Origin of the sequence: Bacillus sp. A01H, from assembly GCF_045277205.1 — a bacterium.
Classification (GTDB): Bacteria; Bacillota; Bacilli; order Bacillales; family Bacillaceae_G; genus Bacillus_A; species Bacillus_A paranthracis.
In genome coordinates this window covers 1,097,230-1,111,521 of sequence record NZ_CP117702.1, presented here as the reverse complement: position 1 = coordinate 1,111,521, position 14,292 = coordinate 1,097,230, and the positions used below count along the sequence as shown (strand labels likewise).

Here is a 14,292-nt window from a genome sequence, read left to right as displayed (position 1 = left end):
ATCAAATATGCTCCTTTGCGATAATAGTCAATGTTTGATACATTTCATCATCATTCATTGGCGGTTCGATAATATCAAAGATACGACCTTTCATATTGATTCGCATTAATTCTGTAATACCTGCTGTATAAGGCATCACAAACCGATAAATTCGTGTAGATTGTGATGCCGAAGCTTCAATATACTCCGAACCTTTTACCGTTTTTATCATTGCCCATGCTTTTTTTACTTCTTGCCAATTACCTGTTTCAACTTCTTGATTCAAATCATCTTTTATTACTTCAGGTTGCTCAATGATAATTCGATTTCTACAATCACCTGTATTCAGTGGTTTTTTATACTGAAAAGGACGCATATTAATCACCGTCCAATTTAATTTCTTCTAATGCTTTCTCGATACCTAAACTATTAATCTGACTTAAAAAATTCTTGTCAAAATACTCTAATGCATCGTTATAAACATAACGAGAACGTTCAAAGACTAATTCTTTGAACTCCTCATCTTTATTTAAATCATAATTCCCACAAACCCTAAGTAATGCCTTGTTAGACGTAGAAAGGATGCGCTTTAGGTTATCATCTTCCTCATCCCCTAAGTGCATCCTTTCTTTAAATTGCTGTAATATTTCATTCGAAATTACTGTATTCATTCACATCACCCTTGTGTTGGTGGGGTTACTTCTTCAAGCTTTAATGTATAAACTTGTGAAGTGTATTTATCCTTCGGTTTACCTGTAGCATATTGTTTAGCAATATAAACAGTTGCATCTTCTAAAGCTAATGTTTCTTCATACTTCTTGATTGGCTCTGTTCCACCCATCGCTGCAATGTATTCCCCTTTAACAAAGAAAACCACTTGTCCTTGAGGTACAAATACAGATTCTGTTGGGATTGGATTAAAAGGTAAGCTCGTTACATATACACCTGCCGCATTTTGAATCGTAGCATTTGCTTGAATATCAAAAGTATCGAATGGGTTTGTTACCATAACTACTTTACCAGCAATATTTTTCGGACGATCTGCATCGGTTTTACCATCAGGATTTAATTTTTTAGCCAATAATTTGACCACGCCTTTTAATTCATTAATTGTTTTACGACCAGGCTCAAAAGTTAAAGTTCCAGCAACTTTTTTATCTGGGTATACTCCATTCGTAACACTTCCACTAGTGTCCTTTAATAATCCAATAGGTTCATTTTTACCCGTACCAGCTACAAAACCACGTTCTAAACCTACTGACATTGCTTCTGTAATCATAGTACGAACATATCGTTCCACCCATACTGGACCAAGCTTCAACATATCATTCGCTAATGGAATAAATGCCGTTAATTTCAGTTGAGTAATAGATTCTTTTCGGAATGTAGCATTTAATTGCCCTTTAATATCACCAAATAAAGGTCCCCATACAGCTGCGCCCTCTGGATCTCCATAAATAAATTCTGTCACGGCTCCTAAATTCTCTAAACCGATATGCTCTAGTAACGGATGACCTTGAACTAAATCATCAAAAATTCTCTCTTGTGTTGTTTTAGGTAAAGTTTCAGTAGATTTAAAGCCACCCTCTTCAACAACGGCATTAAAGAACTTCATTTCTTCACTTGTTAGTACATTAGCACCGCGAGATTGCATAATAGAACGATCTACCATTGATTCATTCACTTGATTTAAAATATCTGAACGAACATCGGTAGCAAGTGCTTCAATCATGGAATTTAACGCTGCTGATTGTTCTTCCGCTGTACCTTCTTGTGTTGCTTTCGCGAAAGCTAGTTTCTTCTCTTCAAAATTATTAAACTTAATAACCATATTTTATTTTCCTCCTAAAGTTAAAAAGAGCGTACTCAAATTCTGTTTTGTATGAACAGGCTTTTGAATAGGCTCTTTTGGATTTGTATTCGTTTGTAAATCATTCAAAATTTCATTTTTCAAACCTGATAACGCTGCATTTAAATCTTCTTTTGTAATCCCTTGGCTTTTGTTCATTGTTCCATTTCTAAAACCATCGATTACCTTTTGTGGAAGCATGGCAGCAGTAGAAGCTGACGCTGTCATTTTAACCTGATTATCCATAAACATGATTTCATCCACAAAATTATTTTCTAATGCTTGTTGTGGACCCATCCAAGTTTCTTCAGCCATCATATGAAGTAGTTCCTCTTCTGATTTACCACTTTTAATGATATAGGCGTTTACAATTGCTCGATCAGTCGTTTTCAACATTTCAGCAGCTTTTTCCATATCACAATGATCTCCACCATTCCACATAGAAGCATTGTGAATCATAATTTGTGCTGTAGGTGAAATTCGGACTTTATCACCAGCCATCGCAATAACAGAAGCTGCACTTGCAGCCAAACCGACAATTTGAACTTCCACATGACCAGGATAATTTTTCAGCGCTGTATAAATTTCTGATCCTTCGTGCACATAACCACCGGGACTGTTAATCGATACAATTAAATCCTCACCGTTGGCATTAGTTAGTTCTTTTAAAATTTTACCTGGGCTTGCAGCATCCATTTCAAACCAATCATAAATCCAAGCTTCATCATTTGAAATTATTGGTCCTTTCACGTCAATTTTCACCGTCATTTGTATTCTCACCTCCTCGTATATTAATATTTAAGCCCTATTACAGGCTTAGATTTTCTTCTTAATAAGAGCCCTATAAATAAAAATACTTGGACGTCCCAAGATATTTCTAGATAATGATTTTAGGATCATTTGGGACAATTCTTTCACCTCCTGTGGATTTACCACATTTGAAGAGTGTTTCTCAGTGAACGTGCGGGACTCCCTACTCGCAGGCTGAGCAGCCTGACCCTCGAACCTAGATGATAGTAGCTCTAGGGCGGCTTTCGATTCAGGACTAGCTCTCATACACGAGGTTGTTGGTCGGCGTACACACTAGAGATATCTCGAGACGTCCAAGAAATGATTCTAATATAGAAGGGAGGTCTCTTACATGAGATTATTTGTTGGTTTAGATGTAAGTTCGTTTGATATGAAAGTTTGCTTTTTAAATGGTGATGGAGAAAAACTGGATTCTTTTTCGGTCAGTAATGACCTACCGGGAGCTACTACACTCAAAGAAAAATTATTACAGTGTGTTGCAGGTAAAGAGGTCGACATCCTTAAGATTGGTCTAGAATCCACCTCTGTTTACAGCTTTCATCCTTCTATGTTTCTTCACCATGATATAGATTTACAGCGTTTTGGAGCAAAAGTATTTCTCCTAAACCCAAAGCAAGTCGCAAATTTTAAGAAAAGTTATTCTGACATGAATAAAACCGATGAGATTGATGCCTTTGTCATTGCTGATTACTTACGATTTGGCCGTAATCAAATGTCTATCGTAAAAGAAAGCCAGTACGTGGCACTGCAGCAATTAACTCGATCACGATACCAACTTGTCAAAATGTTAACGAAAGAAAAACAACACTTTCTTCAACACCTAAGTTTTAAATGTAATACATTTTCACAAGAGGTGGATACTTCCGTATTCGGTAGCGCCATGACAGAACTATTTCTTGAAAAATTCAGCTTAGAGGAACTCGCTAATATGCCTTTAGAAGAACTCGCTGAGTTCCTACAGAAAAAAAGTCGAAACCGTTTTGGTGATCCAAAATGCGTAGCAGCATCCATTCACAAAGCTGTGAAAGTTTCTTATCGCTTGGATAAGGTTGTAGAAGATTCAATAGATGTCATCTTAGGTACATCCATCGCAGTCATTCGTACGTTTCAACAGCAAATCAAGGAATTAGAAAAGTCTATTAAAAAAATCATGGCTGGTTTGACCCAAACACTTGAATCTATTCCTGGAGTAGGCCCTGTTTTCGCTGCCGGTATCATTGCTGAAATTGGCCAAATCGAAAGATTTGACGATGAAACAAAAATAGCCAAATACGCTGGATTATACTGGCGAAAGCACCAATCCGGTCGTTTTACAGCCGAAGATACTTCATTATCCCGTACAGGTAATCATTACTTGCGTTATTACTTAGTTGAAGCCGCCAATTCAGTAAGAAAGCATGTATCAGATTATCAAGAGTATTACGTGAAAAAATATAATGAAGTACCAAAACATCAACACAAACGTGCACTCGTTCTAACCGCAAGAAAATTTGTGCGATTGGTGGATGCGCTACTACGTAGCCACCAACTTTTTACGCCTGGAAGGTGTGTGAAAGAATGACATAAAATTTTGTCATCGCTACCTTTCATTATTTTCCAGTAAATTACATTCGTTACTGGTTTAGTTTTGTGATGCCTTTTTTAAACAAATTGACCTTTGACAACTTTAAACTTTGTTATTTCTAAGTTGACATACTACCGCAGGTCTTCTCCAGCGTTCATTTCAGCGTAGTTTTTCGTAATGTAATGTTTATTTAAGTTTGGATCATCAGAAACTTCATAACCAGCTTCTAATCTCACTTCATTACCTTTAAAAGCACCTGAAGAAATGAGCTTATCGATACTTTCCGCAAGCTCAAATATAGTCTGATAAGAAATAGATTTAACCTCAACCCTTTGCCCTTCAAGATACTCATTCATTTCAAAGAATTTAACGTTTACTTCATCAGAAATCTTTTTTAACAAAGGTTTTACTGTGAAATTCATGTAGTTTTTCGTTTGCTTCTCAACATCAGCCATTTCGCCATATATTAAAGCTGTAGATATTCCCATCGCCATTGCTACTTGATTTAAAAAACCATTCGTTACTTTATTTATTTCCTCCACACTAGGGCCGTTAGCAGAACCATTATAAACTTCTTTGTACTCAATCCCTTTTTGTTGCGGAACAATAGCAATATCTTTCTTACCGATTGCTTGATACATGTCATCTATAAATTTTTGTAACTTATCGACCTGTTCTTGTGTTTTAGCACCAATCATATCCATATCAACTGTGCCACGAATTTGATTTTTTCGTTTCTGAGAACTTAAAATTCTTCCAAATAAGTCACCATAGTCCGCAAAGAGTCCATCAATAAGTGGTGATAACTTATCATTTCGATATCTCAAATGAATAACTTCACTTTGTTTAAAACTTCTTTTAAACTGATAATCTTTTACTGTGACATTCGTAAAAGTATCTTCAAACACGGCATATTCGTTATGTTCAAAATCATCAGCAATAAGTAGATCACCATCATCAGCTTGGATAACTAAACACTCATTATCATAAACAAGCTTCTGAATGAATTTTTCCCAAAATGTACTTGCTGTCATATTCTTATTTGGTCGAACATTTAAGCGATAGTAAAGTTCATTTTTTTCAAATACTTCACCATTTTTAACCCTAAATTCTGATTGACTAATTGTTCTTCCTAAAAAGGATATACAGGTATCAATCGCCAGTCGCTTCATGTGGACTCTGTTTGCTGTATCAATGAACATATCTACATCAAACATAAATGCAATTTCCTTATTTTTGTTTAAAACATCACTGATCCATCCAATTGTCATCACCCCCTGTATTAGAATTTAATATCGCCTATTAGGAATTCTGTTGATTCTCGTATCTCATCAGCCCTATAAAGAGCATGGACAAAACACTGGAATCCATCAGTTTTTCTACGAACAGGCTCTTTCTTTTCGTATACTTTATTTCCATCATTTTTAATAACAACCAATACGTTTTGTGTATACCAACGCATAAGAGGATTATCATCAAAAACAATTTGTTTATTCGCAAAGGCCATTTCAATTCGCGGCGCTAATAAGCTATGAATCGCTTTAGGATTTCTTATAATTTCAACTTCAAAACCTTCAGCTATTAACAACGGTTTTATAGCTTCTAACCTGAAATTATCTCCTATAATTTTTTTAAGCCCATAATTATCACGCATTTCTACAAACCAATCAACAATATGCTGAGGATTAATAGTTGGTTCATCCACAACTGTTAACAGTCCTTGTTCTTCCCAATCTTTAATTGGCGCGAACTTTTGCTTTTTATATTCACCAGCTTTTTTTGAATAGCCATAGTAAATATCAACAAATTCCTTACGCGCAAATGAATGTGTTTTAAAAATATAATCGCCATTTTTTCTAAACAAGAGCCCACATGCAGCAAAGTCTCGCATACTCGCAAAGTCCAACGCTCCAATACATTCTTGGCCATATAAATCAGGAAATGGACGATTTGTAGCGATAATTTCTGACCATTTAGCAACAGATCGTTCTAAATTTGTAACAGGTAAGTTCATTCGCTTTGTCATGAACTCTTCTCTGTTACTTGGATCATCCTCTAAATCCTCATACTCTTCTTTTATCGTTTCAAGTAAACCTTCAGCGTACTCACTTAAAGGCTGAGATAGCATTGGATTCGCCATTTCCCAATTATCAATATCATCGACTTCTTTTTCATCATTAAGCTTACAGATAAAAGGAAATACAGCATTAGGACGCGCTTCACCATTTAAAATTTTCATTGCCTTTTCTTTTAACTTATCTAAAAATCCATCTCGTACATATCCATCTGTACCAATGTAAAATTCGCGCGGATTTTTCTTTTTTCCCAACCCGCTGATGTGGACGCGGACATCTTTATTGCTTTCATATTGATGTATTTCATCAAATACAACTGCACCATCACGCAAACCGTCTTTTGTATCCCCGTTGGAAGTTCTAAACTTTAGTATACTTTCAGTAGCCTTTGAAACAGTTTGAGTTAATGTGGTTTTAAACGCTCTCTGTAAAACCTCATTTTTCTTTACGCATTTATGCACTTCGTCAGGACTTGTTTTCGCTTGTTCCTCACTATTCGCAACAACAGAGATGTTATACTCTGGAATACCGTGCAATTCACTAATTAAAAAGTGAATAATTACAGATATCAGACCATTTTTACCGCCACCACGTCCTAACATCCATAGGAATTTCCGATAAAATACGCGTCCATTTTTCTTATAAAACAAAAAAACGAATGCTATTAAGAATTTCTGAAATGATTGTAACGGAAAATACCACTTCTCACCGAAGTTAATACAATCCTCAATCATTTCATCATCAAAATACAAATCGTCTCTATTTAAAACGTATTTTTCTAGATATCCAATTAACAGTTCTCTTTCTTTATTGAACTTCACTTTCCCACTTCGATAAAGTTCAATATATTCTTCTACATATTTTTGCTTAATCATGTAAGATCACTTTTGTTATATCCTGTATCAGGGATAGTATTCTTAACAACAAACTTTATATCTCTCCCTAACGCAATTAAAGAACTGTTAATTTTATTCCTCTCACTTATAAGAGGGTGGGCCTTAACGAAAACTTGGGTTCCATTTTTAATTGTTACGGATTCCCCTTCTTTCGTTATCGTTTTATTAATTTTTCGAAATGCTTTAACTAGATCAATATAGCGTTCCACCTTTTCAACTTCAACTAAATCTGTCGTATCAATACTATTCATTAACTGTTCCTTTACCCTTACAATACTAACAGCCATCTACCCCCCCCCTTACGCGCGTATTTCCGAAAAAACCTGACAGTTAACCCCCTCCTCCGGTGCCCCTTAGAACATTTTTTGATGAAATATTTTAAGGGGGGGGACTGTTTTCGAATCATTTTTACCACTTTTCATCATGTTCCCATTTATTTTGTTTCTTTTCGTACATTCTTCCGTGTTCTTTGTTATGACAATTAACACAAACTGTTTCAAGGTTATCCATATCAAGCGCAAGTTCAGGATGATGTTCTAGTTCTTTTATATGGTGGACAACGAGCTGTATCTTCTTACGCTTGGCGCTCTCACTATACTCATTGGTATCTGTTTGAACGTGACCGTTGCGCTTGCATTCCTGACACTCACTATTGTCTCTCTTCTTTACTTGCTCTCGTATACACTTCCACTCACCACTGTCATAGAACTTACGCTTCTGTTGTTTGGTTTTATATTCCCTCATTCCCTCTTTATCACTCTACTTTCGAACTACTCCTCTGAACAACCACCTATCAATCCTTCTTTTTAATCTCATAAAAAAGGAAGGATTGAATTGTTTGTTATTCTTTTCATCATTTTTTAGTAATTCTTCTATTGTCGAATCCATAAGATGGGACATTGAATAGAACATAGGCTGTTGGCCATACATTTTATAATATTTAAATTGCAGTTCACCAATTCCTACTACTATTCGATTTTTAAAGTACCTATGATAAATTGCATCGTCCAAAGGACGCAGACCAAGCGCATCAATCTTCTTTTGTACCTCTTTTTCCATTTGCACCATCTTCTCCACTCCTTATTTTAACCATTAAACCACTATTTGGTCATTTACTAATTTATATTCCCTTTTTTGGTATACATAACCAAAACAAGTGAACAATAAGAGTGGATGAAGGACATGCACTATGACTTGTACATTGAATGACCCCAATTAGCTATTCCACACCTTTGAAATGTATGAATAATGTATATCCTTCATCCGTGTAGTCACTTCATGAAGGATAAGGAACGTACTGTGTAAATCATATTAAAACTAAACCATATTTTCTTTTGTTACAATTATACAGTCGTTCTTTATTCCTTTTCCATTCTTTACATATTCTGCTTTACATCCACAATGCATAAAACCTTTAACCATCTTGACATTTATATATTTTTTGACCTTTAGCAAAGGAATTTTTATACATTCATTTTTATCTTCCTCATGTTATAATAAAAATCTCTTAACCATATTTGATATCATATACAAGTTATATCAAACCTTTCTGTTTCTCTATTTGAACAGTTACTTATCATCCTCAGTTGATGAGGTAACTGTTCCTTTTTTACTATTCTTTCAGAAATTCATCCATTGTTCTATCAAGTAAACAAACCAACGCTTCTCTTCTTTGTTTTAGCGTTGTATTTTCCGTTTTGTTAAAGATCGGAATAACACTTTCTAATTTCTTTTTATCGATATTATTCATTTACAAAACCTGGTCCCAACATCAAAGTGAATGTGCTGATTATAATTGCTTGTTCTTATTTTATTCACTTCATACATACCTTCTACAAAATAAACAAAAACATCCGAATGGATACTTTCACTCTAAATCCTTATTTATTTTTTCAATTCTAAATGCTGAAGGTATATGAGGTTGCATTCTTATATTAGACTCTTCAATCGCTACTATATACCGCGGATTTAAAGCAACTTGCATTTCGTTTCCTGTTTCCACATCTATATGAGGTAACGCAACAAAAGTATTAAGAAATTCTCCCTCACCATTTACAAGTGTCTTTCCAATGAGGGAACCAAGCTGAATCGATACAATATATTCTTTCCCATTTGATAAAATAATTTTAGACAAACTGCCCATCCGTATCCCACTCCTTACTTTGTCAAAATAACCAATTTATCATATATTTTCTATATACTTTATATGCCCATTTTTCATATCTATGCCTCTTTCTATAAAAGTACATATGGACGTAAAAAGAGAGCAACCAAGGGAATAGCTGCTCTTGCATCATTTATATAGAAAGGAAGGTCTTTGGAAAAGCACTATCAATAAGTGTTGTCCGATGCTTCATTATATGCTTATTCTTAGAAAAAAGTTCTAGACAACACATTATTTTTGGTTTTAAAAACCATTTTCTGCATATACTAAAAATGGTTGGAAAACTGACGCTGTCTACTGTTTATTTCAGACCCTTAACTTAGTAAGCAGTTACAATTCATCTGTTTTCCTCCAACATTTCTTTCAGAAGGGTGAAGAATGCGAATGGGTATCCCTTATCCCAAAATTAACCTACCACACATCTATATCTTTGCATTCTTCATTCCTTCATACATCTTTTACCTCCTTCATCCATCACCTCATTATAAATCCTATAAAAAAAAGCACCTCAATAATAAAAGCGCTCTCTTCTAGTACAACTTGTACTGCATGTACTTATTATTAAAAAATTACCCTAAAAACTTAATCTAACATTATGTATTATTTAGCCCCTCTTTCAACCGCTAAGCATATATGTTTAACTTTCCCGGTTATACATTCATGTCTAAAACTTAGCGGCTGAAAGAAGAGCAAAAGCTCTTCCGAATTACAATGGATGCCCGTAAATCTGCTTATACATATATTGTAAAAGTGGTTTCCGCCATCATTTACCTAATTTAAAATACCATACAATCCTATATTCAACTATCTATTTTTTGTCCTTTATTACAGAACACTTTTCTCTCCTCACTACAAGCCCTGCATGTTAAAATACATATACCCTAATTAAATTTCTGCGAGGACGTAAAAACTCACTTGTCCTCCTACTCACTTCCAGAGCTACATGACTTGTCTTATACAGACCATGTAGCTCTCTTTTTTATAGCAAGCTATAGACTTATCTTGCACATTAGCATTGTGTGAGAACATACGAAAAAACTATAATTCTCCAATAACTTCATCCCTATTTTTTCTTTTCCTCTTTACATATAAAAATAACGATTACATTCCTATCACCATTATCTAAACTTCATAATATAATACTATGGATATAAATTACTTTCAAAGGATGAATAACTATGAAATTCAAAAAATTGCTCTTAACTGTCTTATGTTTCTCATTATTCCTAATTATACCCTCGATTAGTGTGAGCGCTCAAAAAGGACAACCTATCATTTCTGGTAAAAATACAACGAATCCCTCTGTCTCTACCTCTCCTTTCTTTCCATCCACCCTTCCGGGTTTCCTAAAACTGCACACACCATCACCGGCGAATCTTCCTCAACAACTTATCATCGTCCAAACTTCCGGCAACTATAATCAACAAGAAGCCACCAATATGATACAGCGTATTAGCAACATTGATAGCAAAACTCTATATGCTCTTTACCATAAAAATATTCGTATTAAACTCATTAACTTTCCAATCACTTATTTACCCGAATATTCTTATTTAAGAGGACAAATCCCTAGAGGCTGGGAAGGTACAGGCTATACCTGGGACTCTGTTCCAGGTATTGGCGGGAATCCTGTTGTTGCTCGTATAGGATATAGTAATTACGGTAATATGCATACTTCAATCAATCTTGAATTACACGAAACAGCTCACGCTATTGATCGTTATGTATTCCAAAACATTAGCTATTCACAAGAATTCTTAAGAATTCATAGTCGTGAATATAATTCCTTTTCCAACAGTTCCTATTACTACTATCCAGAGGAATATTTTGCTGAAGCCTATGCCTACTATTACTTGAATAGTTCTACCCATGAAACTTTAAAAACACGCGCTCCTTATACCTACGAGTTCATACAAAAACTACCTCTTCGTTTATAATTGTATCCATGCACATGTATTAGCGATACAACTCTTTTCCAAGTCATTCCTCCCACATCAAAGATTCCCTGTTTACTCTAAATAAAGAAATCAGATGACTGAGTAACATTCTTTTTGTAAACATAATTACTACACGAATTAGTATTTTTCTATATACAAAATAAAGAGCATCTTTCAAGATGCTCTTTCCATTCAACGGCTACATTCAATCTCGCACCATCGAAAACTGGTTTCGGATTTTAGATACCGTCATTATGAACCGTTTAGAATTTTAATACCAACATCGTGAGTTGTGTTTTCCGACACTTCCCACCATACAAATATAACACATTACTTCCAAAATAACCGACACATTTTCTGCCAAAAAGCGGCCACAACTATGCCATTGTTTTTCATAGTTCAAATTTTTCCACTGTATCTGTTACTTCTACTGGTACACCAAATATACTTTTTTTCATTTCTGTCATTTTCTTTTTAATAATCCAATGTGGATAATTCAATTCTTCTAAAATATTTCTAAAATAAGTTGGGTTCAACTTTAACATATCAGGATTTCTCCCCGTATTCCTTTTATATTTAATGATTACTTCTAATAGTTCTTCATTTAACATGAATCACAATTACCTCCCCTTACAGTTTATATTTATGTATATACACCATTCGATTTCTCGATACCTGCAGTTACCCATATCTTATATTGTGTGTAACTGACCCTTTCACCAAATCCCTTGGTATCATTGATTTCATTCTACTTTTTCTTTTGGGTTACACAGTACAAAATTTCTGAGTAACTGTATAGATTTAAATAGAAAAAAGCAATGATTAGATTTTAAACCTAGTCATCACTTTATCCATTGCATCTTAGTTTGCACCTGTAACGTAGTGTAGACAAGTGATTGAATAGCTACATGAGAATGCCATGTTTTTCGTTTGCATGTCAATGTGATACTTGGACGTCTTTCTTAACGTATAAGATCCTATTTCATCTAATCCTATTTCATCTAATCCCAATTCTGCTGCCTTTCCACTTAGTATCTTATATGCCTTACTACGGCCGATTAGACGATCCCCCCTACTTACTTTTTAATAGAAACTATCATCTTCTCTGTTTTCATTGAAATATCGAAGCTCTCTCTTTAGCATCGCTGTAATCTGTATACGTTTCTGCATACCGGTCTTCATTTCACACATTGAGATATGATTACCTTTTAAATCTCCAACCTTTAGTTTTAAAATATCACTTATACGTAAACCCGTATTAATTCCCATTACAAACAAAATATAGTTACATGCATTCTTTTTCTTTAAATATTCTTTGATTTGTTGTATTTGCTCTGGATTACGTATAAACTGGACAAAATTCATAAGTCATCCCCCGCGTATTGCTTCTCTGTCTCATAAACTTCTAATCTAAGAGCAAAAGCAAGCTTATAGAAAGCTTTCGCTTTCATACGTCGATACGTACGCTCACTCATGCCAATTTCGTTATACACCATATAATCGCATACATCTTCATCTTCTAAATATCGTTTAACTATAATGTCCCTCTGATTGTTTCCAACTGAACTGTTTCCGAATCGACTTAATGCTTGTTCAACTCGAAATGCCATTTTCTCTAACCATTCTTCACGTTTTCTTTGTTGAATATTAGAAATCGCTACATCCTCTAACTGCTTGCCAACTGTATGTGTAGGACCATGCTCTCTCCTTTCATAAGAAGGAGTGACTTTCATTTCCTTACGCATCATTCCAAACTGCTTATATATACGTACACTTTCCAAAATACCTTCTAATTTCTCTTGTGTTGCTGCTCTATCGATTTTTGGTAAAAAAGATAATTGTATAGTCACGTAAGACCACTCCCTTTTATTTTTAAATTACTTTTGTCTGATTGCTCCACGTCTTCGTTCATAACAAGGTCTATACATCCCCATTAAACTCTCCATTTCACAAGTGCTAAAATTCTCTTTTGTTTAGTTTGTTTTTCCCATTCACGTCATTGACCTCTTAGTTCTTGAATTTTTTCCATCCCACTTACAAAAGAAAGAGGACACCATTTCTTAAAGCAGCTTGATTGCTGTTCTAAAAATCGGTGTCCTCTAGTTTTCGAGCCGGACTATATTCATTTCATGATGCTAGGCTATGTAAAAAGGTTTTCCCAAGCTTTATCTAGTCTAACTTTCTCTTCCTTTTGTATAGCCTTTATACGACGAGCAATTGCTTTTTTTAATTTCTTTTTCTTCAAACTAGCCAAATTTTCCACCCTTCTCTTTAAATACCCTTAACAGCTATTTTGGATCGTTTTAATTAATTTAATACTATTCATTCAAAAATATAATATGTGAATTGTATCTATTCATTAATGCTTACACAAGGATTATTTTTAAACTCTCTTATATCCAATGAATAAAATTCAATATTTCGTTAATAATAGACATAGGCTCCATTTGTCACGAATCAACCTTACACTTAGCATCATTTTTTAATATAGGAGCCGAGCAGTTAGTTCATTGAGCTAGCTGCTTTATCATTTACAAAGTGCAAAATAGCGTTTTTGTTTAATTTCTCCCTTTTATCACATAAGTTTTAAATGTATCACCGTTACGGTTAAAAGATACAATATTTATACCATGATAATCTCTGTGCCACTGGAAAATTGGGTCTAATCCTCTATAGCCGATTTTACGCATTAATGAAATTTTATTATTAGCTAAATACTTAAAGTTCTTGTGATCCACTGTAAACATTCGGCTATTTCTTGTATGTCTCATCCTCTCCATCCACCCAAAAATAACGTTTTTATAAAAACTTTTCACCTTTTAATCAGACAAGCATATCTTATTGTGTAGGGCACTCCACAGTCCATACGTTCAAACCTTTTAGTCTAAGAGCACACTTATATGTGTGCTCTTTTTTTATTTACTTTCAAATAAAAATTTTATCTAAATTCATTCACTAACCTTATACTTTGACATACAATAATAGTGCCTTTCTGTATAATGTGAGTTCGTCACTTTC

17 protein-coding genes and 1 pseudogene are annotated in these 14,292 nt (G+C 34.5%); 2 read left to right on the top strand and 16 right to left on the bottom strand.

Going from position 1 to position 14,292, the window contains the following annotated elements:
• Position 1: 1 nt before the first annotated feature.
• The 4 genes from PSR14_RS05910 to PSR14_RS05895 are packed head-to-tail and all read right to left on the bottom strand — an operon-like array spanning position 2 to position 2,596.
• A complete protein-coding gene (locus tag PSR14_RS05910; RefSeq protein ID WP_089148395.1) occupies positions 2 to 355 on the bottom strand; it encodes a phage head closure protein in 354 nt (117 codons plus the stop codon).
• Between the two features lies 1 nt (position 356).
• Complete coding sequence (locus PSR14_RS05905; protein WP_340135139.1) at positions 357 to 650, bottom strand: hypothetical protein; 294 nt, start codon at positions 648 to 650, stop codon at positions 357 to 359.
• A 5-nt stretch (positions 651 to 655) separates the two neighbouring features.
• Positions 656 to 1,810 (bottom strand): phage major capsid protein, encoded by a 1,155-nt coding sequence (locus tag PSR14_RS05900; RefSeq protein ID WP_086386850.1) that lies wholly within the window; start codon positions 1,808 to 1,810, stop codon positions 656 to 658.
• Positions 1,811 to 1,813: 3 nt separating this feature from the next.
• Positions 1,814 to 2,596, bottom strand: a complete 783-nt coding sequence (locus PSR14_RS05895) for a head maturation protease, ClpP-related (protein ID WP_113733266.1) — start codon at positions 2,594 to 2,596, stop codon at positions 1,814 to 1,816.
• Between the two features lie 373 nt (positions 2,597 to 2,969).
• On the opposite strand from PSR14_RS05895, the gene PSR14_RS05890 reads away from it, so the two are divergent.
• The gene (locus PSR14_RS05890; protein WP_098487274.1) at positions 2,970 to 4,199 is read left to right on the top strand and encodes an IS110 family transposase; all 1,230 of its coding nucleotides are present in this window, start codon (positions 2,970 to 2,972) and stop codon (positions 4,197 to 4,199) included.
• A 134-nt stretch (positions 4,200 to 4,333) separates the two neighbouring features.
• Here the strand turns inward: PSR14_RS05890 and PSR14_RS05885 are convergent, their stop codons facing one another.
• From PSR14_RS05885 to PSR14_RS05855, 7 genes are all read right to left on the bottom strand, one after another.
• Positions 4,334 to 5,473, bottom strand: a complete 1,140-nt coding sequence (locus tag PSR14_RS05885; protein WP_169509501.1) for a phage portal protein — start codon at positions 5,471 to 5,473, stop codon at positions 4,334 to 4,336.
• A gap of 11 nt (positions 5,474 to 5,484) precedes the next feature.
• Positions 5,485 to 7,152 (bottom strand): terminase TerL endonuclease subunit, encoded by a 1,668-nt coding sequence (locus PSR14_RS05880; protein ID WP_069355131.1) that lies wholly within the window; start codon positions 7,150 to 7,152, stop codon positions 5,485 to 5,487.
• Positions 7,149 to 7,460, bottom strand: coding sequence for a P27 family phage terminase small subunit (locus PSR14_RS05875; RefSeq protein WP_069355130.1), 312 nt, complete (start codon positions 7,458 to 7,460; stop codon positions 7,149 to 7,151). The genes PSR14_RS05880 and PSR14_RS05875 overlap by 4 nt, the downstream gene beginning before the upstream one ends.
• A 121-nt stretch (positions 7,461 to 7,581) precedes the next feature.
• Positions 7,582 to 7,917, bottom strand: a complete 336-nt coding sequence (locus PSR14_RS05870; RefSeq protein ID WP_065485642.1) for an HNH endonuclease — start codon at positions 7,915 to 7,917, stop codon at positions 7,582 to 7,584.
• A gap of 15 nt (positions 7,918 to 7,932) precedes the next feature.
• Positions 7,933 to 8,241, bottom strand: a complete 309-nt coding sequence (locus PSR14_RS05865; protein WP_113733190.1) for a hydrolase — start codon at positions 8,239 to 8,241, stop codon at positions 7,933 to 7,935.
• Positions 8,242 to 8,785: 544 nt separating this feature from the next.
• On the bottom strand, positions 8,786 to 8,923 hold the full coding sequence (locus PSR14_RS05860; RefSeq protein ID WP_169509495.1) for a hypothetical protein: 138 nt from the start codon (positions 8,921 to 8,923) through the stop codon (positions 8,786 to 8,788).
• 117 nt (positions 8,924 to 9,040) lie between these two features.
• Positions 9,041 to 9,316 carry a hypothetical protein gene (locus PSR14_RS05855; RefSeq protein WP_169509500.1) on the bottom strand — a complete coding sequence of 92 codons (276 nt, stop codon included), beginning with the start codon at positions 9,314 to 9,316 and terminating at the stop codon, positions 9,041 to 9,043.
• Positions 9,317 to 10,515: 1,199 nt separating this feature from the next.
• Between PSR14_RS05855 and PSR14_RS05850 the strand changes: the two genes are divergently transcribed.
• Positions 10,516 to 11,274 (top strand): anthrax toxin lethal factor-related metalloendopeptidase, encoded by a 759-nt coding sequence (locus PSR14_RS05850; protein WP_233936032.1) that lies wholly within the window; start codon positions 10,516 to 10,518, stop codon positions 11,272 to 11,274.
• Positions 11,275 to 11,666: 392 nt separating this feature from the next.
• Here PSR14_RS05850 and PSR14_RS05845 read toward each other — a convergent pair whose 3' ends face one another.
• From PSR14_RS05845 to PSR14_RS05825, 5 genes and pseudogenes are all read right to left on the bottom strand, one after another.
• Positions 11,667 to 11,885, bottom strand: coding sequence for a hypothetical protein (locus tag PSR14_RS05845; protein ID WP_065485648.1), 219 nt, complete (start codon positions 11,883 to 11,885; stop codon positions 11,667 to 11,669).
• 250 nt (positions 11,886 to 12,135) lie between these two features.
• Positions 12,136 to 12,639, bottom strand: a pseudogene (locus PSR14_RS05840) (tyrosine-type recombinase/integrase).
• On the bottom strand, positions 12,636 to 13,124 hold the full coding sequence (locus PSR14_RS05835) for an ArpU family phage packaging/lysis transcriptional regulator (RefSeq protein ID WP_065485652.1): 489 nt from the start codon (positions 13,122 to 13,124) through the stop codon (positions 12,636 to 12,638). Before PSR14_RS05835 ends, PSR14_RS05840 begins: the two are co-directional and overlap by 4 nt.
• 290 nt (positions 13,125 to 13,414) lie before the next feature.
• Positions 13,415 to 13,528 carry a DUF3983 domain-containing protein gene (locus tag PSR14_RS05830; RefSeq protein WP_113732895.1) on the bottom strand — a complete coding sequence of 38 codons (114 nt, stop codon included), beginning with the start codon at positions 13,526 to 13,528 and terminating at the stop codon, positions 13,415 to 13,417.
• Positions 13,529 to 13,832: 304 nt separating this feature from the next.
• The gene (locus PSR14_RS05825) at positions 13,833 to 14,045 is read right to left on the bottom strand and encodes a hypothetical protein (protein WP_065485654.1); all 213 of its coding nucleotides are present in this window, start codon (positions 14,043 to 14,045) and stop codon (positions 13,833 to 13,835) included.
• Positions 14,046 to 14,292 lie beyond the last annotated feature (247 nt).